Source organism: Pradoshia sp. Z5_111, assembly GCF_058267535.1.
On record NZ_JBZCPQ010000002.1, the window covers coordinates 187,623 to 207,183 of the forward strand.

Annotated in this window: 19 protein-coding genes; 1 reads left to right on the forward strand and 18 read right to left on the reverse strand. The window is 38.9% G+C overall.

The genetic code is table 11. The features are described 5' to 3' along the window. Window positions 1-266: 266 nt before the first annotated feature. Window positions 267-878, forward strand: coding sequence for a PH domain-containing protein (locus AC4D4A_RS05245; protein ID WP_490994917.1), 612 nt, complete (start codon window positions 267-269; stop codon window positions 876-878). A gap of 91 nt (window positions 879-969) precedes the next feature. Here the strand turns inward: AC4D4A_RS05245 and AC4D4A_RS05250 are convergent, their stop codons facing one another. The 18 genes from AC4D4A_RS05250 to fliS all read right to left on the reverse strand — a co-directional run bounded on the left by AC4D4A_RS05250 (window position 970) and on the right by fliS (window position 19,551). After that, a complete protein-coding gene (locus tag AC4D4A_RS05250) occupies window positions 970-2,145 on the reverse strand; it encodes a PDZ domain-containing protein (RefSeq protein ID WP_490994918.1) in 1,176 nt (391 codons plus the stop codon). Between the two features lie 376 nt (window positions 2,146-2,521). Beyond that, the gene (locus AC4D4A_RS05255; RefSeq protein WP_490994919.1) at window positions 2,522-3,958 is read right to left on the reverse strand and encodes a S41 family peptidase; all 1,437 of its coding nucleotides are present in this window, start codon (window positions 3,956-3,958) and stop codon (window positions 2,522-2,524) included. A 106-nt stretch (window positions 3,959-4,064) separates the two neighbouring features. Beyond that, complete coding sequence (locus AC4D4A_RS05260) at window positions 4,065-4,190, reverse strand: hypothetical protein (RefSeq protein ID WP_257469103.1); 126 nt, start codon at window positions 4,188-4,190, stop codon at window positions 4,065-4,067. A gap of 4 nt (window positions 4,191-4,194) precedes the next feature. After that, window positions 4,195-5,301, reverse strand: a complete 1,107-nt coding sequence (locus AC4D4A_RS05265) for an AimR family lysis-lysogeny pheromone receptor (protein WP_490994920.1) — start codon at window positions 5,299-5,301, stop codon at window positions 4,195-4,197. A gap of 213 nt (window positions 5,302-5,514) precedes the next feature. Next, window positions 5,515-6,771, reverse strand: coding sequence for a murein hydrolase activator EnvC family protein (locus AC4D4A_RS05270; protein ID WP_490994921.1), 1,257 nt, complete (start codon window positions 6,769-6,771; stop codon window positions 5,515-5,517). Between the two features lie 99 nt (window positions 6,772-6,870). Continuing rightward, on the reverse strand, window positions 6,871-7,764 hold the full coding sequence (gene ftsX, locus AC4D4A_RS05275; protein WP_490994922.1) for a permease-like cell division protein FtsX: 894 nt from the start codon (window positions 7,762-7,764) through the stop codon (window positions 6,871-6,873). Beyond that, on the reverse strand, window positions 7,754-8,440 hold the full coding sequence (gene ftsE / locus AC4D4A_RS05280) for a cell division ATP-binding protein FtsE (RefSeq protein ID WP_066106856.1): 687 nt from the start codon (window positions 8,438-8,440) through the stop codon (window positions 7,754-7,756). The genes ftsX and ftsE overlap by 11 nt, the downstream gene beginning before the upstream one ends. Before the next feature lie 337 nt (window positions 8,441-8,777). Then, on the reverse strand, window positions 8,778-9,119 hold the full coding sequence (locus tag AC4D4A_RS05285; RefSeq protein WP_490994923.1) for a c-type cytochrome: 342 nt from the start codon (window positions 9,117-9,119) through the stop codon (window positions 8,778-8,780). Window positions 9,120-9,174: 55 nt separating this feature from the next. After that, on the reverse strand, window positions 9,175-10,044 hold the full coding sequence (locus tag AC4D4A_RS05290) for a YitT family protein (RefSeq protein WP_490994924.1): 870 nt from the start codon (window positions 10,042-10,044) through the stop codon (window positions 9,175-9,177). Between the two features lie 161 nt (window positions 10,045-10,205). After that, on the reverse strand, window positions 10,206-11,156 hold the full coding sequence (locus AC4D4A_RS05295) for an ABC transporter permease (protein ID WP_490994925.1): 951 nt from the start codon (window positions 11,154-11,156) through the stop codon (window positions 10,206-10,208). After that, on the reverse strand, window positions 11,153-12,082 hold the full coding sequence (locus AC4D4A_RS05300; RefSeq protein WP_490994926.1) for an ABC transporter ATP-binding protein: 930 nt from the start codon (window positions 12,080-12,082) through the stop codon (window positions 11,153-11,155). Before AC4D4A_RS05300 ends, AC4D4A_RS05295 begins: the two co-directional genes overlap by 4 nt. Window positions 12,083-12,230: 148 nt before the next feature. Next, a protein-coding gene (gene prfB, locus AC4D4A_RS05305; protein WP_455660673.1) for a peptide chain release factor 2 occupies window positions 12,231-13,332 on the reverse strand; the annotation gives its coding sequence in 2 pieces (ribosomal slippage) (window positions 12,231-13,259 and window positions 13,261-13,332; 1,101 coding nt in all). 157 nt (window positions 13,333-13,489) lie between these two features. Further along, window positions 13,490-15,994: a preprotein translocase subunit SecA gene (secA, locus tag AC4D4A_RS05310; RefSeq protein ID WP_490994927.1), complete on the reverse strand. Its 2,505-nt coding sequence runs from the start codon at window positions 15,992-15,994 to the stop codon at window positions 13,490-13,492. A gap of 680 nt (window positions 15,995-16,674) precedes the next feature. Then, window positions 16,675-17,223 (reverse strand): ribosome hibernation-promoting factor, HPF/YfiA family, encoded by a 549-nt coding sequence (gene hpf, locus AC4D4A_RS05315; RefSeq protein WP_066106072.1) that lies wholly within the window; start codon window positions 17,221-17,223, stop codon window positions 16,675-16,677. Window positions 17,224-17,402: 179 nt separating this feature from the next. After that, window positions 17,403-17,756, reverse strand: a complete 354-nt coding sequence (gene fliT / locus AC4D4A_RS05320) for a flagellar protein FliT (RefSeq protein WP_490994928.1) — start codon at window positions 17,754-17,756, stop codon at window positions 17,403-17,405. 68 nt (window positions 17,757-17,824) lie between these two features. After that, window positions 17,825-18,262 carry a YaaR family protein gene (locus tag AC4D4A_RS05325; RefSeq protein ID WP_490994929.1) on the reverse strand — a complete coding sequence of 146 codons (438 nt, stop codon included), beginning with the start codon at window positions 18,260-18,262 and terminating at the stop codon, window positions 17,825-17,827. Window positions 18,263-18,280: 18 nt separating this feature from the next. Then, on the reverse strand, window positions 18,281-19,105 hold the full coding sequence (locus AC4D4A_RS05330) for a flagellin N-terminal helical domain-containing protein (RefSeq protein WP_490994930.1): 825 nt from the start codon (window positions 19,103-19,105) through the stop codon (window positions 18,281-18,283). Window positions 19,106-19,125: 20 nt separating this feature from the next. Next, a complete protein-coding gene (gene fliS, locus AC4D4A_RS05335; protein ID WP_490994931.1) occupies window positions 19,126-19,551 on the reverse strand; it encodes a flagellar export chaperone FliS in 426 nt (141 codons plus the stop codon). Between the last annotated feature and the right edge of the window lie 10 nt (window positions 19,552-19,561).

A 19,561-nucleotide genomic window follows, 5' to 3' on the forward strand; every position in this document is an offset into this window, starting at 1 on the left:
AAATGACCCCTACTATTTTTCCATATTATAACATTCGCTCGATGTGTATTACAAATATTACAAAAATCAATACTACTATTACAAAGAGAATTTATGATTAAACAAATGAACTTGGCAAAAAATATGAATACTGATACTTCTCCCTAATCACATAAATTCTCAGGTTATCTTTGAAAATCTTTTAGAAATAGTTATAATGAGTCACAGATAGAGACAATAAGTTGGTCGGCAGAAGGATACAAAAAAGAATAGGTAAGAGGGCTGAAATGAATATTTATCAAACCATTTTTTATAAAATAGAAGATATGCTAATTAATTTATTTACAAAAAAAGAAAAATACGCCGAGGTTAAAGCTGAGGTTGAACAAAAGAGAATCGAAAAGAAACATGCTCGCCTTCAAAGGCAACAGGAAAAAGAGAGGCTAAAACGTGAACGAGAAGAACAGGAAAGAAGAGAAATTGAAGCCATCATCTCTAATTTAATGGAAAATAACGTCCAAACATGTTCCCCTTATGAATATAATGAAATTAAGAGAAATAAAGTATTCTTTAAAACCCTTATCCAACGTGTTTTTGAACCTAATGAGAAGGCTTTGGCCTTCATTTTCTGTGAATATGATAAAAGCAGCAAGAAGGAAATCTTCGGATACTTAATTCCTACCAATAAAAGAATAATCTTTGTTAACAAGAGGTTCAGTGTAGTACAAAGATTCAGGTATCAGACCGTTAGAAACGTCAATTGGTTCAAGGATGGATTATTAGAAAGAGGATTAAAAATCCAATATGGTAAGCGTAGATTGGAATTTGATGAGATGTTTGATCAGGAACAGTTGATAAGAGTAGGAAATATGATTTTGAATAAGTCCAGGAATAGTTAAATAATATCATCACAATAAAACAGTGGTCACAATATAAGCCTGTGACCACCGTTTTATTCATTCTATTAAAATACCATTTAACTCGAAGCTTTTACCTCTTCAGTTCACTATCGACTGTCAAAATACCTAATTCATGATGGTCTCCCTCGTATAAGGCATTTTGAACAAGCCTGATTTGCTCATTCGTATCATAGACTTCCAGCTTACAATGGGCACGATTGATTTGTAAGGCTTCATAAAGTTGCTCAGAGTTGTAAACCTGTTGGCCATTCACACGGGTCAAACGCTCCCCTGCTTTTAACCCCATTCGCTCTGCCGGCGATTCCGGAAGGACACCCAGGATCATTAAGCCTTTTTTTCCTGAAGTGAAGAAAGCATTTGATTGATTTTCATTATTTTTATACACAAACTGTATGACTTCCCTGCCAATGATAGCAATAATGACAGCTGCCAAACTGACGATTGGGTACCACTTTCCAGCCATAGCCAGGGCTAATACCATAATTCCCAGGATCGTTACATGTTTTCCAAGCCTTCCAGCCACATTTCCCATCAAATTGCTTTTCGCTTTAAAGGAGAACCCTATAAAAAATGGCACCAGAATAGGACTCCAATCCGTTCCTCCAAAAGTAAAGACAGGCCAAAAATCGCCGCTTACATTCAACATACCATTAGGAATAAATAATAAAACCGGCACCAGCCAAACTCTTTTTGTTGTTTGCGTTCCAATATAGAGACCGCGTTTTCCTTTTTCAACTGAAGGAGAAACTTGAATAGCTCCCCTTTTCCGAATTAATACACCCTCTGTAATAATCAATAAACCTATTAAAACAGCTATTGAGGGATAAATCGCCTGCTCAAATACAAAATAACTATTATTCAGGATGCCCTCAAATCCAGTTCCATATAAAATATAGATGATAAGAAAGGCCAATCCAACTGTATAGGCCGGGGAAAGAAATCTAATTTGCATGCTTACACTAATCAGTAATGTGAAGATTCCTAAGATTACAATGAAATCAAACGGTACAGCTAAGCCGAGTAGCCCAGTGATGACCGAGAGTATGAGTCCCCATACTAAACTAGGAACAATATATTCCTTCATTTCAATCATAGAATCCTCTACACGGACATGAAACAGTTTTCTTTCCTGTTTGACCCTCATTGAGCCAAGTATATATGTAAGTATAAAACCCACATAGAAAAGCGGGTGTAAAAACAATTCACCTATTCCTTTAGCTATCTCAATTATCCACGTTTCCCACAAATTAATCACCAACCTCGCATACACTTACTTAATATTCTATCAAATCCCCCCCTCCTTTCCTATTAATTCTTTTCAAATTGTCACTATACTACAAAACTCACCAAGAACTTCTCTGATATCCTCCCAGTAGAAGAAACAAAAGAGTCGGTAACGAATTACGATAATATAGCAGTGTAAGCCTGTCGAAAATGATCCCGACCATTACATAGTGAAAGTTGGTTTTATCAGATTTTCTTTATATCGATTGGACAATGAACTTAGTGTATGGAATCAGCCATATAAAAAAGCGAAGACCCATAGCCCTCACTTTTTTATGCTATTCAATTAAAAACCAAGCCACTCCATATTTTCGGGAGGTATCCATAACAACCGAATACTATTGCTGGGCCAACCAACTTAATCCTGTTTGCAGCTGACGGTCATTTTTTTCATCCTTAATCTTATCCACAACTGCCTGCTGGAGCTTAGCTGCAACATCCTGATCAACACTCCCTGTAACCGGCAATTTATGCATCCGCTGAAAGGCTAGGACAGCCTTCTCTGTCTTACCGCTAAAATACCCATCTGTACGCCCTGGTGCATACCCCAATCCCTCTAACATCTGCTGCAGCGTCTTCACCTGTTTATTATTCATATCCTTCCGCAGGTCTTCCGTAACAACAAGGGGCTGTAAAGTATAGTAGCTATCTTGTTGGACAGACATCGTCGGATTAATACCCTTTTTATGAATCCATGTACCATCTGGTGTCAGCCATTTATAGAAAGTTAACTTAATGGTACTTCCATCTCCCATTGAAACCGGCTGCTGGACGGTCCCTTTTCCAAATGTTTTCTCACCAATCAATGGATAACCTTCTGCTTCCTGCATGGCACCGGCAAATATTTCTGAGGCTGAGGCGCTTCCCTTATTAATAAGCACAGCAATCGGGTACTCCTTCTCGCTTTTTAACGTAGAGAAAAATTTATTCTTTTTGCCATTCCTCTCTTGAATTTGAATATAAGGATGTTCATTCGTCACAAACACCTCCAGGATTTCCTGAACACTTGTTAACAGTCCCCCAGGATTTCCCCTTACATCAATCAAAAGTCCATCCACCTTATCCTCTTCCAGACCTTTTAGGTCATCCAGAAAATCCTCTGCAGTTTGTTCACTGAATGAGGTGATTTGGATATACCCAATTTTTTTATCCCTTACTTTTTTGACAGCCGTGTGAATCGTTTCAACCGGAATCTCATCCCGTTCCACTAAAAACGTGATTGGTTGTTCATTGCCGTTTCTTTTAATGTCTATCGTCACTTTAGTTCCAATCTTCCCACGAATCAAGGAAACCACATCATATAGCTCCAATCCCTTAACATCCTTACTATCAATACGGATAATCTCATCACCAGGTTTTATGCCGGATCGTTCAGCCGGGGAATTTTTAAATGGTGACACAATGATAAACTTACCGTCCATAAAACTAATCTCAGCCCCAATCCCCTGAAACTTGGAATCCAATGTTTGTTGGAACTGAGAGGAGGTCTCTTCATCCATATATACCGAGTATGGATCATTGAGTTCCCCAAGCATTCCTTTAATAGCTCCTTCAGTCAGTTTCCCTTCATCTATACGCTCTACGTAATTAGACGTAATAATATCATATGCCTGTCGTACTTTTTCAAGCTGGGGCCAGGAATCAGCCTGATTCTCTTTTTGACTCTTCGATTCAAGCGTATTCTCCAACGTCTCATACTTCCACCACAAGCCAGCGATTGTAACAACTAATAGAAAGATGGCCACAGAAAATAACCAGTACCATTTATTTTTCATAGATTGCTCCTTTCATAGTTTTTACCAATTAAAAAAGCACTGCACGTATAAATGTGCAATGCTTAGTCCTACTATATACAGTATGAAAGGCTTGTACATAGTATGATTACTTATCTAATTTTTGACTGGCACCCGGAGCAATCGGTCCTGGATCTTTAGCAAATACTGCAGCACTGCCAAAAGCGCAAGTCAGTATGCATAACGTGATGACAAACCCAGCTATTCGCTTCATAAACCTATTCACCTCCCAATCTTGCTTTGTATCTATGTACATTCTCGGAGTTCAATAGTTGAAGATAAAGAAAGTTTGAGTTCGATGTAAAAACATCTCTGGCAACCTGCATTAACTTTTCATTATCAGTTGCGATGCTATAAAAAAATAGCTGATAGGATGTTAAATATCCATTCTCTTTTTTTAAATTATCTAATATATGCAAAGCCTCTTCTAATCGTCCTGTTACAAGATAGCGATGGGCTTTTTCTGCTTCATCCTTTGGTATTGAGTCTGTATCGACTCCCCAAAAAGAATTCAAAAACTCCATGGTATTTATTAAAAAATTCATCCTTTTGGATTGTATTTCGGCTGGCAGGGAACTCAAAGTCGCCATTGATTTTTTTAACCAGTATTTTGCCACCTGATAATTTTCAAACATAAAGGATTGACCCAATGTATGATAGAAAACGGAATAGATAACAGGAAAATACACTTCCAATTCGCGCCTTTCAATCACTTTCATGCATTTTTCTCTGCAGAGATCAATTTTATTCATATACAGGTAGGTGAGAACTTCCATCTCAGCCAAACGGATTGAATATGATTCACGCAGGAAATCATTATCCATTAATTCAACCATTGGGACGATTACACGCCTGACCTTATGAAAAGGCTCATAAAGGCCTGTCTCACTGATTCCATATAAATGAATAATTAACGATAGTATAAGCGTTTCATTATTCGTATTCTTCACCTTAAAAATGGCATCAATTAAATCCGTACCGGTTAAAAGACCATCTCTTCGCTTACTTAGGATGGAATAGATAGAGATCCATGTTCTCATCTCGGGACTGTCGAATTCTTTCTCAGATTGAAGGAGGGATTCTACTTCTTTCGTATCTCCTTGCATCGTAAAGTATTCCATTAATATGTGAGGTTTTATAGCATCTCTGCAATTGATATAATATTCCTTCAGAAAATATTTCTGTTTTTCATAGTTATTAGGAAATAAATCATTCAGTGAAAATATAATACTATGTAAATCAATTTGTGCAGGATCATAGAGTTCTTTTTGTTTACTGATAAAATCTGTAAACTGTTGATCGTCCTTGATCAGAAAATCCTTCAAAATAACACCCTCCATGCCACACCTCACTATTTGTAAATTTTTATACTATAATACAAATTTTAGCAGGAGGTGTCTAAATAGTATACTTAAATTGTCCATCAAAATAGTGGGTAACCCGACATATTTCGGGTTTCTTTGCTAGCATATTCGCATTTATCTCACGAACATAAAAACGCAGTTCAATATAGAACTGCGTTACGTGCATCTTTGATCTTACATACCAGTCAAATATTTCAATGGATCTACAGCATTCTTTTTAGAAGCAGTCCATTCACCTACGTATAATTCAAAATGTAAATGCTGTCCAAATGAACGACCCGTATTCCCCATGATACCAATTTGTTGGCCCTTGCTTACTGTTTGACCCTCAGAAACGTTTCTTGATCTCAAATGGGCATAGACTGTTGTATAAACTTGTCCATCTATATAGTGCGACAGGTAAATAACATTTCCATAGGAGCTTGAATAATTTGACCTTGTTACGACACCAGCTGCCGAAGCTACGACTGGAACTGTGCCTGACTTGGCAATATCAATCCCGTTATGATTTCTTCCCCATCTTCCGCCAAATCCGGAGGATACATATCCTGCAGCAGGACGCATAAATTTACCGGACGTAATGGCCGGAGCCGGTGCAGATACTGTATTACCATTTCCCCCGCCTGTGCTTGCAGAAACTTTTTTAGCTTCTTCTGCCTGACGGTCCTTTTCTTGTTGAATGGCTTTTTTCACAGCTTCTGCCTGACTCGCCAATAATTGCTTTTCCTCTTCCAGGCTTAGTTTTTCTTCCTCAATTTCAGCCTGTTCGGATTTCAGAATAGCCATTAATTTATTTTTTTCGACCTTCTGGCCATCGAGCTTTTCATTTATCGTTACAAGCTCTTGTTTCATTGCATTTAATTTACTGAGCTTATCTTCAACTTCTTCTTTTTTTGCAACCAAGTCAGCTTTATCATTTTCTTGTTCCGTTAAGATATCCTTATCCGCTTGCATAATAGTGGATACAGCTCCTACACGTTCAACAAATTCACCAAAACTGCTGGCTCCAAAAACAACCTCTAAATAATTTACTCCTCCGCCATTTTGCTGGTAGGAGCGAGCCCGTTCTTTCAAAATCTCATTACGAGTTTCAATTCTGGCCTCAATTTCTTTGATGCTTTCTTTTAAACTAGTAATTTTATCTTGTGTCGAAGTGATTTGGCTATTTTTCTCTTTAATTTTCTCTTGTGTTTCAGTTATCGATTTTTGTAATTTATTAAGTTCTGCTTTTACTTCAGCTTTTTGAGATTCGATCTGGTTGATCTTACCGTTTGCTTCTGAGATATCTGATTCAACCGCTGATTTCTTTTCTTGGATGTTATTCTTCTTTTGTTGTAAAGAATCAATGGATGCTGCTTGAACACTGCCTCCAAAAAGGCCAGCAAAACCCAGCACTAATGCCGTGTTTAATGCAACAATAGTCTTCTTCACGTGACTTTCCCCTTTCATACTAGGTAACACATTCTGTCTATTCTATGTAGGCCCCCTTATTCGGAGGGGGCATGATTGATACTATTAAACTTTGGATAGTTATATTTTCAAAAACTTACGAACTGACATTAAGCTTCCCCAAATACCAATCAAAGCTCCAAACAGGACAATCAATAGGGACACTTGATAAATAAATGGATTGTACGGAAGCAGGTTCATATAATCAATAGTTAAACCTGTTGCAAAATTATCGTAAAGGAACTTATAGCCTATAGCAATAATACCTATCGGGATAATAGATCCCATAATGCCGAGCCATAATCCTTCAAGGAAAAACGGCCAACGGATAAATCCGTTTGTGGCACCTACTAATCTCATAATCTCGATTTCACGTCTTCTTGCGAAGATGGTAATTTTAATCGTATTGGATATCAAGAACATAGCCGTAAACAGCAAGGCTGCGATTAAAACAATCCCTACATTCCGTGATGTATCGACTATTTTAAACATTTTTTCAACGAAGCCCTGTCCGTATTTGACAGTTTCAACATAATCCATTTTCCCTGCTTCTACCGCAACCTTTGCGACATCGCCAGGGCGATATGTTTTGATAATATATACATCGTTCAGAGGATTATCCTGCTCAAAGAGTTCAAAGGCACTTCCCTGATCACCCATATTTTCAATCAGGTTGTTTAATTCATCTTCTTTCGGGGAAAAAATAATAGAATCTACTTCCCCTAATTTTTCTAGATTACTCTCAAGTTGAATCCTTTGTTCTTCAGTAGCAGTGCGATCCACATGGACACGTACTTCAACATCACTCTCAATGCTGCTGGCAAAGTTATTTAAGTTCATCATAATAACAACAAATACACCAACTAAAGATAGTGTAACTGTTACGGCGCTGACAGAAGCAAATGTCATCCAGCCGTTTCTGCCAATGTTTTTGAAACTTTCTTTTATATGTCGGAGGAAGGTTCTAAAGTTCATAGCCATATTCCCCCTTCTGTTCATCACGCACGATGTATCCATTCTCTATCGCAATAACTCTATGTTGCAGTGTATTAACAATCTCTTTATTATGGGTTGCCATCACAACCGTTGTACCGAGACTGTTGATTTCTTCAAAAATCTTCATGATCTCCCATGATGTTTCTGGATCCAGGTTACCAGTCGGCTCATCTGCAATTACCAGCTTAGGCGAACGAACGATGGATCGGGCAATAGCTACCCTTTGTTGTTCTCCCCCGGACAATTCAGTCGGAATCATACGAACCTTATGCTTTAAACCAACCAAATCAAGTACGTCCATAACTTTTTGCTTAATGACCTGTGGTCTTTCCTCTGTTACTTCCAGAGCAAAAGCTACATTTTCATAGACTGTAAGATTATTTAACAGTTTATAATCCTGGAAGATTACCCCGATATCTCTTCTTAAAAGAGGTACCTTCGAGTTTTTGATATTGGCAATATTCCTGCCATTGATCATGATTGTACCACTTGTCGGTTTTTCTTCGCGGTACATCATCTTAATAAATGTAGACTTCCCTGCGCCACTTGGCCCAACAACGTAAACAAATTCTCCTGATTTGATTTTTACATTAAGGCCCTTGACTGCTGAAACGCCATTAGGATATGTCTTTTGAACATTAATCATTTCTATCATGTCGTTTTCACCTTTTCTACCTTCATGTTGTGTATAGTACCTCTATGCTTTATCGACAGGTGTCGTTATTTCTTGTTTTATGATGGAAAAATCCATCTTTTGTCACGATTTTATTATAACATCATAAAATGTCAGAAAAACCACGTTTATATTACATTTATATTTCAACTATATTACCTTTTTTGTCAGATACCGTTAATATAGTTTTAACAACCCTGTGGTTCATCGTACTCATGTTCCATTCTTAAAGAAAAGGTCATTTAACCTATTCAATTAAAGGACAAAGAGAAACCGGTAAGATGATCTCCTCCGGTTTGGTAAATTCTATTAAAATACTTCACTGCTTATTGCTAAGCCATTCAGCCACTTTTGTAGCATCATCCTCTGAAATCAAATCACCTGGCATGGCAGGTGCTCCATCATTGATGATCGCTTCAATTTGCTGCACGGATAATTTTTCACCTACAGAAACCAACCCAGGACCAATCCGGCCTTCAAGTGTGTCTCCATGGCAATTTGAACATTTTTGTTCATAAATCTTTGCCGCTTCACTTCCATCATTTGCAATCGAAATGGGAGTCGATGAGGCTGTTTCATTTTTCTCTGTACCCGAATGAGTTGTACAACCAACAAGGGCAATGATAACAACTGCTATGCCAAAATGCAAATAGTTCTTCAAGGAAGTCCCCTCCCAATATTAGGAAAACATTTGTATGCCCTTATTTTAGCTGTATCTAGGCTTTTTTAAAACCCTCTCCAAGTACCTCAGCAGCATCCATAACGACGACAAATGCCTGATCATCAATACGTTGAACTACTTGTTTCAGTTTTGTGAAATCAGTTTGGTCAATTACACACATTAATACCGGACGTTCACTCTCTGTATAACCGCCATGGGCAGATATTCTTGTGACCCCGCGGTCCACTTCTTCCAATATAGCTCTTCTTACTTCCGTTTCATGATTGGTAATGATCATAACTGTTTTAGAGCGATTAATGCCAACTTGGACTAAATCAATAGTTTTACTCGTTACATATAGCCCAATTAAAGCATAAAGGCCTTGCTCGATATCAAATACAAGACAAGCAGCCAATACGATCAAACCATCAATGGCAGCAACACAGGTTCCTAACGATAGCCCGGTGTATTTATTGACAATTTGTGCCGCTAAATCGGTACCACCTGTTGATGCTTTTCCAAGGAATACAATCCCAAGTCCCAATCCAACACCAATCCCGCCAAATAAAGCTCCCAATAAAGGATCCTGAGTCCATGGAGACCAGTCACTCGTTAGGAAAACTACGAACGGGAAAAAGATTGTCCCAACAGCCGTTTTGATTCCAAAATGTGTGCCGAGCAGTATAACCCCTGCTACAAAAAGCGGAATATTAAAGGCCCATTGTACAAAGGCCGGCTCCCATCCGAATACATTATACGTAATCGTACTGATTCCGCTGACCCCACCGGATGCAACTTTTGTCGGCAGTAAAAACATATTAAAGGAGATGGCCACAATGGCAGAGCCGATCAGAACATATAAATAATCCTTAATTAAATTGAAGTAAGGATGCGATTCCTTCTGTGCGTTTCTTTTTTTCTTCACGATTGCAAAAGCCTCCGTCTAAACATTTAATAAAGTATATTCATTCTATACGAAATTTCGACATGAAACAATGAAAGGCAACAGAAGATGAAAAAGTCAGACAATAAGCACACCTAAAAGGCAAAGAAATAGGCACTCTTCTAAAGAGTACCTTTCACCAATCAGATGGATATATCTTTCTTTTGGAAAACAATAAACGTGATAGCCATAAACAGCAAGTAATAGACAGCCAGTACACCCAGTGAGAAGCCTACCGTTGCTCCTTCAAACATAGGTGTCATTTCCATAATATATCGCCTCATGTCCAAATGCGGGAACAAAACAAATTTTAACCATCCATATTTTTCAACAAGGGACGTGATTAAAAAATTTAACGTTGAAGAAGCAAACAGGATGAAAACAGACACCCCAACTGCGATTGCCTGGCTTTTAAACAAGGTACTCAGCATAAAAGCAATCGTCGTGATAATGAGGAAACCAGGTAACCAATAAACCACCATATCGATAAAATAGGAACCGACAAGGACTGTATTGTTTTCAAAACTCGTAGGATCAGCTACTTTCTCCGAAAAAGAACCATGATCAAAGAATAATAAACCTACCAGGTACCCTGCGACAAGTAAGGTGATAAGCATTAATCCTGCAAATAACAGGGAGGAAATATACTTCGATAAAAGGATTTTCCAACGGCGGTGCGGGCGGATTAATAATTGTTTAATCGTCCCATCAGAGAATTCAGCAGATACGGATGCACTGCATACAATCACCGCAAACAGCGTCACAAATGATGCAATCGAGGTCACCCACTCAGCCATAAATGTCCAGGTAGTCACCTTGTTTGGATCTACTCCGGCATCCAGTGTAGCTTGTGCTATTTCAATATCTTCAGCCGCATAGATTTTCGACTCTTCATCGCTATCCGGATCAGCAAGTATTTCCTTATTTGACTCAATGATTAATTCTTGCTCTTCCTGCCAATCTTCCTCGCTGGTAAAGAGTGTCTTGACAAGAGTAGCCGAACCAATCACGGCTATAATCAAAAAGCCTATAAAAATATACGAAGATACTTTAGAGAATATCTTCATCCATTCATTCCTGATTAATGAAATCATACACGCACCTCCTCTTGCTTCGTAATCTCAAAGAATCGATCTTCAAGCGTTTTCTTTACGACACTAATTTCATAAACATCTACTCCTGCTTCATTTAACTCGCGATTTACTTTGGCAACATCCTCGCGAGTTGCTTGGATGGTAATCACCTTTTCATCCTGTTTCACAATATCCAGAAGTGCAAAATGCTCTCTGATTATTTTGGCAGCTAACAGTACATTGCTTATGGAGAAGACTACTTCTCTTAAATCCTCTTCTTTTTCTTCAATACTATTATTCTCAATATGTATGAGCTTGCCTTTTTCAATAACTGCAAAACGATCGCACATTAATTGCATCTCTGATAATAAATGAGAGGAAATTAACACGCCTATTCCCTCATTTGCTAATTGGCGTAAATAATCACGGAATTCTCGTATACCTTGTGGATCTAATCCGTTGGTCGGTTCATCGAGGATCAATAACCTAGGACGATGTAAGACAGCCTGTGCAACACCCAGGCGCTGACGCATACCCAATGAATATGTCTTTACTTTCTTATCCATCGCATGGTCAAGTTTTACTAAGCGAGCAACTTCATTTATGCGCTCTGCCGTAATCTTTTCTTTAGCCATTCGTGCATAGTGAATCATATTCTTTCGACCGGTCATATACTTGTAAAACTCTGGATTCTCTACAATCGCGCCTAAATCATGCATGGCACCTTCAAAATCCTTATCCAGATCATGGCCGTTAATCATAACCTGGCCATTCGAACGATTAATCAGACTGGCAATCATTCTAATAATCGTTGTCTTACCAGCACCGTTCGGACCAAGCAGCCCAAAAATTTCACCCTTTTTAACGCTAAAACTCACATCATTTACAATAACGGTGCTGCCAATCTTTTTCGTTAATGACTTTACTTCAAGAGCCGTATCATTCATGCCATCACTTCCTTTCAAAAATTCCACCTTTTAATAATATCGTATAAAATAGATAAAAGTTACAGAAATTACAAAATAATTAAATAATTTTAAAACAAAAAAGGACCAGCTAACTTTTTAGCTGATCCTTAAAAAAATTCTATATAAATTAGGATAATTTTGAACGTAAATAAGCATCGATGAACATATCTAAATCTCCATCCATGACAGCCTGAATATTCCCAGTTTCTGCATTTGTACGATGGTCCTTAACCATGGAATATGGATGGAATACATAGGAACGGATTTGACTTCCCCATCCAATTTCCTTTTGCTCTCCGCGAATTTCTGCCAATTCAGCTTCCTGTTGCTCAATTTCCAGCTGATAAAGCTTGGATTTCAGCATTTTCATAGCTGTTTCACGGTTCTTGATTTGGGAGCGCTCCGTTTGGCAGCTGACCACTGTATTGGTTGGTAAGTGCGTAATCCGAACAGCAGAATCTGTTGTATTGATATGCTGACCGCCGGCACCGCTCGCACGATACGTGTCAATTTTCAAATCCTCAGTGCGAATTTCGATATTAATCTCATCATTGAATTCAGGCATAACCTCACAGGATACGAAAGAGGTATGGCGACGGCCTGAGGAGTCAAACGGCGAGATACGTACTAGGCGGTGTACACCTTTTTCGGCTTTCAAATAACCATACGCATTGTGACCTCGAATGCCAAGAGTTACACTTTTAACGCCAGCTTCATCTCCAGGAAGATAATCAAGTGTTTCTACCTTGAAGCCTTTCTTTTCTGCCCATCTTGTATACATACGCAGCAGTAAGGAAGCCCAATCCTGAGATTCCGTTCCGCCTGCACCCGGATGAAGCTCTAAAATGGCATTATTCTTGTCATATTCTTCACTCAATAACAATTGAAGCTCAAATGCATTCAATCTCTCGGATAATTCCGTAAGCTCGCTCTCCAATTCTTCCTGGAGGTCTGCATCCGGCTCTTCCTTAATTAATTCAAAGGTTAAATCCAAATTCTCGTATGACTCATTTAATGCATTGAATTCGCCAACTTGATCCTTCAAGCCATTTGCTTCGTTAATAATTCCCTGTGCTTTCGCTTGGTCATTCCAAAATGATGGTTCGGACATGATTTCGTCCAATTCCATAATACGGGCTTCTTTTTCTTCTAAGTCAAAGAGACCCCCTAAAGTCCGCCAAACGCGTGGCTGTTTTTTCTAACTCATTACGAATTTCTGCTATTTCCATTTACGTTCACCTCATCTATTTTTACAAAGCTTGTTACTTACAATTAAAATCTCCTTTTCAGGAAAAAAGAGAGCCGGCCTATCTGAAGCCGTCCCTCTTTATTTAACATATCTTATTATACGCGTCAACGTCGTTTAAAGATACTGACATGTCTTATTTATCTTCCATGGCAATTCTTATATTTCTTGCCGCTTCCGCATGGACAAGGTGCATTACGCCCAACGGATTCTTCATTACGTTTTGGCTTTTTCTTAACTGTCTCTCCTTCATCACCCTTCGGATTAACAGCTTGTCCTTTCACAACCTCTTCACGCTCGAGATTATTGCGGATCTCAGCTTTCATGATGTATTTAGCCACATCATCCTCAATCGCAGAAACCATGGCTTCGAACATCGCAAAGCCTTCTTGCTGATATTCATTGAGCGGATTGATTTGAGCATAGGCACGTAAATGAATACCCTGTCTCAATTGTTCCATTGTATCAATGTGATCCATCCACTTGCTATCGACCGCACGCAGGACAATGACCTTTTCAAACTCACGCATTTGCTCAGAAGAAAGCTCTTCTTCCTTCTCATTATATTTTTCAATGATTTTGCCATAAATTAATTCAATTAATTCTTCCCCGTCAAGCTCTTTTAATTCCTCAGCATTAAAAGTACCTTCAGGCAGAAGATTGGCATAGACATAATCAAGCAAGCCTTCAATATTCCACTCTTCACTTTCCACATCAGGCGCAAAGGCATAGACATTGCGCTGCAGAGAGGAACGAATCATAGTCTCTACGATTTCACGCAGGTTCTCACTTGATAGTACATCAAAACGCTGCTTATAAATAATCTCACGTTGTTGACGAAGTACATCATCATATTCAAGCAATTGTTTACGGGCATCATAGTTATTACCTTCAACTCGTTTTTGCGCAGATTCAACTGCTTTGGATACCATTTTACTTTGAATCGGCTGGTCATCCTCCATACCGAGACGGGACATCATGCTCTTAATATTGTCAGATCCAAAACGGCGCATCAACTCATCTTCTAATGAAAGATAGAATTGTGTAACCCCAGGATCTCCCTGACGACCGGAACGTCCACGCAGCTGATTATCAATACGGCGGCTTTCATGACGCTCCGTACCGATGACCGCAAGACCCCCGACTTCCTTCACACCTTCACCAAGCTTGATATCTGTACCACGGCCCGCCATATTCGTAGCAATTGTTACGGCACCTGGCTGACCGGCATCAAGGATGATATTTCCTTCTCGTTCATGCTGCTTCGCATTCAGGACACTATGCGGAATTCCTTTTTTCTTCAATAATTCAGATACATATTCACTCGTTTCAATCGCTACTGTACCAACCAGGACTGGCTGACCCTTCGCATGGCGTTCAGCGATATCCTCAACGACCGCTTTGAATTTACCTTCCATAGAGCCAAAAATCAAATCTGCACGGTCATCACGCACGATGTCGCGGTTCGTTGGAATCGCAATAACATTCATATTATAAATATTACGGAATTCCTCTTCCTCAGTCTTCGCTGTACCAGTCATACCAGCAAGCTTTTCATACATACGGAAGTAGTTTTGGAACGTAATCGTCGCAAGTGTCATGCTTTCATTCTGGATATCGAGGTTTTCTTTCGCTTCGATCGCCTGATGCAAGCCATCGCTATAACGGCGACCTTTCATTAGACGTCCGGTAAATTGGTCAACGATGACAATCTCGCCATCCTGAACCACATAATCCACATCTAAATGCATGGAAACGTGCGCTTTTAACGCCTGGTTAATATGATGGTTCAAGGCAACATGGCTAATATCGAATAAGTTATCAATGCCGAATGCTTTCTCAGCACGGCTCATTCCTTCTTCAGTCAGCTGAACACCTTTTGTCTTTTCGTCATATGTGTAATCTCTTTCTTTTGATAACGTACGAACAAAAGCATTCGCCTGTATATATAGCTGAGTCGATTTTTGAGCGGAACCAGAGATAATCAATGGCGTACGTGCTTCATCAATCAGGATGGAGTCAACCTCATCTATTACAGCATAATGAAGCGGACGCTGTACCATCTGTTCCTTATACAGCACCATATTGTCACGTAAATAATCGAACCCAAACTCGTTATTTGTACCATAGGTAATATCGGCATTATACGCTTCCTGTTTCTCTTCACGACTCATACCAGTAAGGTTTAAACCGACTGAAAGTCCAAGGAAGTTAAATAATTGCCCCATCTCAGTGGCGTCACGGCTTGCTAAGTATTCATTGACTGTAATGACATGAACACCTTTACCAGTAATCGCATTTAGGTAAACAGGCATAGTGGAAGTCAATGTTTTACCTTCCCCTGTTTTCATCTCAGAAATATTACCTTCATGAAGGGCAATACCCCCCATTAATTGAACATGGAAAGGATATAAGCCAAGTACACGGCGTGATGCTTCTCTGACTACCGCAAATGCTTCAGGCAGTAGATCATCGAGTTTTTCTCCATTAGCATAACGTTCTTGAAATTCCACTGTTTTAGCAGACAGCTCTTCATCAGACAAAGCTTCCATGGCAGATGCCAAATCTTCTATTTTATTTGCAGCCTTATTCAGGCGTTTAAGCTCAGATTTATTAGGGTCAAACAATTTACTCAAAATCCCCATTAAGCAGTCTCTCCTCTTATTTGTACAGGGTTCATTAGCCCTAGAATGATATAGATTAATAATCGTTCATATTTTTAAATTTCACATTAATAGTAACACTTACAAATGGACAAAACAACAGAAGGAGTAAGTACACACATGATATTTTTGGGTTATTTTACCTCAAAATATACTTTATGCCATGTTCACACTCTTAAAATCTTAGAAGAGGAATCTAAATTGAACTTTTAAGAAATCAGGCATGGGAAATGTATTCGAATACGAGGGTGGAGTGGTAATGAAAGGAAAGATTGATCAAAAGCGGTTATTCTTTGTATAAAACAGCTTAATAACTCCAAACTATGAATTAAATAGGACTCTCTGAAAGAGATTGAGTACATTATTGTGCAAATTTGGCTGTAATTGAGCGAAAAACGGGAACAATTGAGCGAAAATGAAATTATATGCGCGAATTACGAATTATTTGAGCGAATCAATAAATAATCGAGCGAAAGTCCACTTGATTGAGCGATATATTCGATGATTGAGCGAATATATGCATGATTGAGCGAGTTTCCTAGATTATAAGCAGAAAATACTTATAGAAGAACGATAGCAGCTGAACCATTTGCACACGCCATCCTCCAACTCTACGTAAAAAGCAGCCCCCTTACAGGAGCTGCCCATTATCAAGTATAAAATTAGCTTTGTGCTTCAATTAAACCATATTTGCCATCTTTACGTTTGTAAACGATGTGAGTGCCGTCAGTTTCTGCATCAGTATAGATGAAGAAATTGTGTCCTAGCATGTCCATTTGAAGAATTGCTTCTTCGCTGTCCATTGGTTTAAGGTCAAAGCGTTTCACACGCACAACTTCTAATTTATCATCCTCTTCTTGCTCAACCCCGACTTCTCCAGCTGGGAATGTGAATAGCTCTTTACCGCTTTCGCGAGAACGACGGTTAACTTTTGTTTTATATTTACGAATTTGTCTTTCCAATTTATCGTTAATTAAATCGATACCTGCATACATATCTGTATTTGTTTCCTCTGCACGTAGCACTAGGTTAGGTAGCGGAATAGTGATTTCAACTTTTGTTGTTTTATCATTGTACACCTTCAGATTGACATGTACGTTTGCATCAGGTGTTTCTGTAAAGTATCTTTCCAATTTTCCGATTTTTTTCTCTACATATTCTCTGATTGCTGGAGTTACCTCAATGTTTTCACCACGAATGTTATAATTCATAAGTGAGTCCTCCTTTTCTACTCTATAACTATAATATTCTCTAATCCCTTTAAAAAATCCTGCCTATATCGACAATTTATTCAAGTTTAAATATTCAGGATTTTCAAGGAATTCATATATAGTATACCCTATTCAACAGAAAAAAAGCACTACTTCTCATGATAATTCATTTGAGGTAATCATTTCCTCTTATCGTAATAAACTCCATCTGTCAAAATCGCCTCATAGGGATTGGCATATTTTTGATTATGCTGCTTTTGCTTCCGTACCATTTTAAGGTTCCGAGCCACTTCCATTCTCCGTTTGGCCATTGCTTTCGCCAGTTCTTCATTCAGCTTCACGCATAACTCGCCAAGCTTTTTTTCCTCGTCAGTAAAAGGAGGCTGTATGTCTTTTTGCAGACTTTCCCGAATGCGAATGATTTCATCCAGCCTGGAAATAGCGATCTCGCGATCTCTTTCCCAGCTCAAATCACTTAATACCTCTATCGCTTCCTTTGTTACCTGAAAATATTCCCGCAGTGCACTCATCATAAACCGAGCTCCTCTGTCTCCCATTTAAAAAAGCCCTGACTTCTGTAAAAGCCAAGGCCAAACCCCCATTACGTATAAATATTAATGAGCATTCCTTGGATTTCGCCAATCATGCTTAATAAATGTATACGTTTATCTTCCTTATCAAGGACTGCATTTGTGAGGTCAACCAGCTTTTTATCTACTTCTTTGACAAGCTTATACACCTTTGCGGATCCACGATGATTAAAACCGCGATGCTCCTCTAACTGCAGCCCATTTTTTACGGCATCATCTAAAAACTCTTTTACAAGCTTCTTATATTTTCGTAAATGATCAATCGATTGAGTTTCACCGAGCCTTTTCCCCTGCTCCTCAATCTCCTGCAGTTTCCGTGTCAATCGATCAAGAGTCAGATCATTGCGCCGTGTTCCCATAACCTCTTTAAAGGCAATGGAATCCTTCGCTATCTCTTCCTTAGAACTGATCTTTTGCAAACCAGTCCTGCCTACTCGTTGTACCTCCATGAGATCACCTCAACTTTGTTACTTCAATAATTGTAGCACACCCTGTGGAAGCTGGTTGGCTTGTGCTAACATGGCCTGCGCTGCCTGATTTAAAATGGTATTCTTTGTGAACTCAGTCATCTCAAGAGCCATGTCTACATCGCGAATCCGTGATTCTGCAGAGGTTACGTTTTCACTCATTGTTTGTAAATTCGTAATCGTATGCTCCAAACGATTCTGCATCGCACCTAAGTTGGAACGCTCTGCAGAAACGGCCGCGATTGCAGCATCAACTTTTGAAAGAGCAACATTGGCAGCATTTGCTGTTTTCACATTTAATGGTACATCGGCGGTTCCTAATCCAAGTTCTTCAGCATTCATTTTATTTATCGTTAACTCAATCGTTTGGCCTGCATTGGCTCCTATTTGAAAACTAAATTCTGATTGGCTTCCATCTAATAGCTTCGCACTATTAAACTCAGTCGTCTCACTCACACGATCAATTTCTGCTGTTAGCTGACTAAATTCCTCCTGGATTGCATCACGATCTTCATTCGTATACGTTCCATTCGCGCTTTGAACGGTTAATTCTCTCATACGCTGCAGCATTTCATGGACAGATGACAAGGATCCTTCTGCTGTTTGAATGAGAGAAACCCCATCAAGGGTATTTCGTTCCGCCATATTTAGACCGCGGATTTGTGAACGCATTTTCTCTGAAATAGCTAGTCCCGCTGCATCATCCGAAGCTTTATTAATACGAAGTCCGGATGATAGCTTTTCTAAGCTTTTATTTGTATTGGTTGTATTAGTTGATAGATTACGATAGGCATTCAAGGCAGATATATTATGATTAATTTTCATGGAAATGCTCCCTCATTCTATTAGAATTTTTTCCTCATCACGTTATTTTCATAGGCTGATACCATCTTAATTAACGAATCAGTCTTTGCATTATTTTTTAGTTGCATGGCATCATTCCAGGCTGTGGATAGAGTCTCAACGATTTTAATCAGGAATGAAATGCTATCCGTATTTTTCGTTAGATTTACCCGGATCAGCTCATCAGCCAGGAAATTATAAAGGGTGTCCAAATTCTCCGTAATTGGGCCTGCTTCATACCGAAGTCCCACACCAAGTCTATGAACGATATCACCGGCTCTCTGCAGGCTTTTATTAGCCTGAAACAAATCAGACTCATCTATTTGATCAATAGCTTCATATAAATTGGTTAATAATCCTTCATACAGCAATGCCGTTAATTCCTGAGATGATTTTTGCACAATAAGTTCCTCTGTTAAAAATTCCATTCACAAAAAC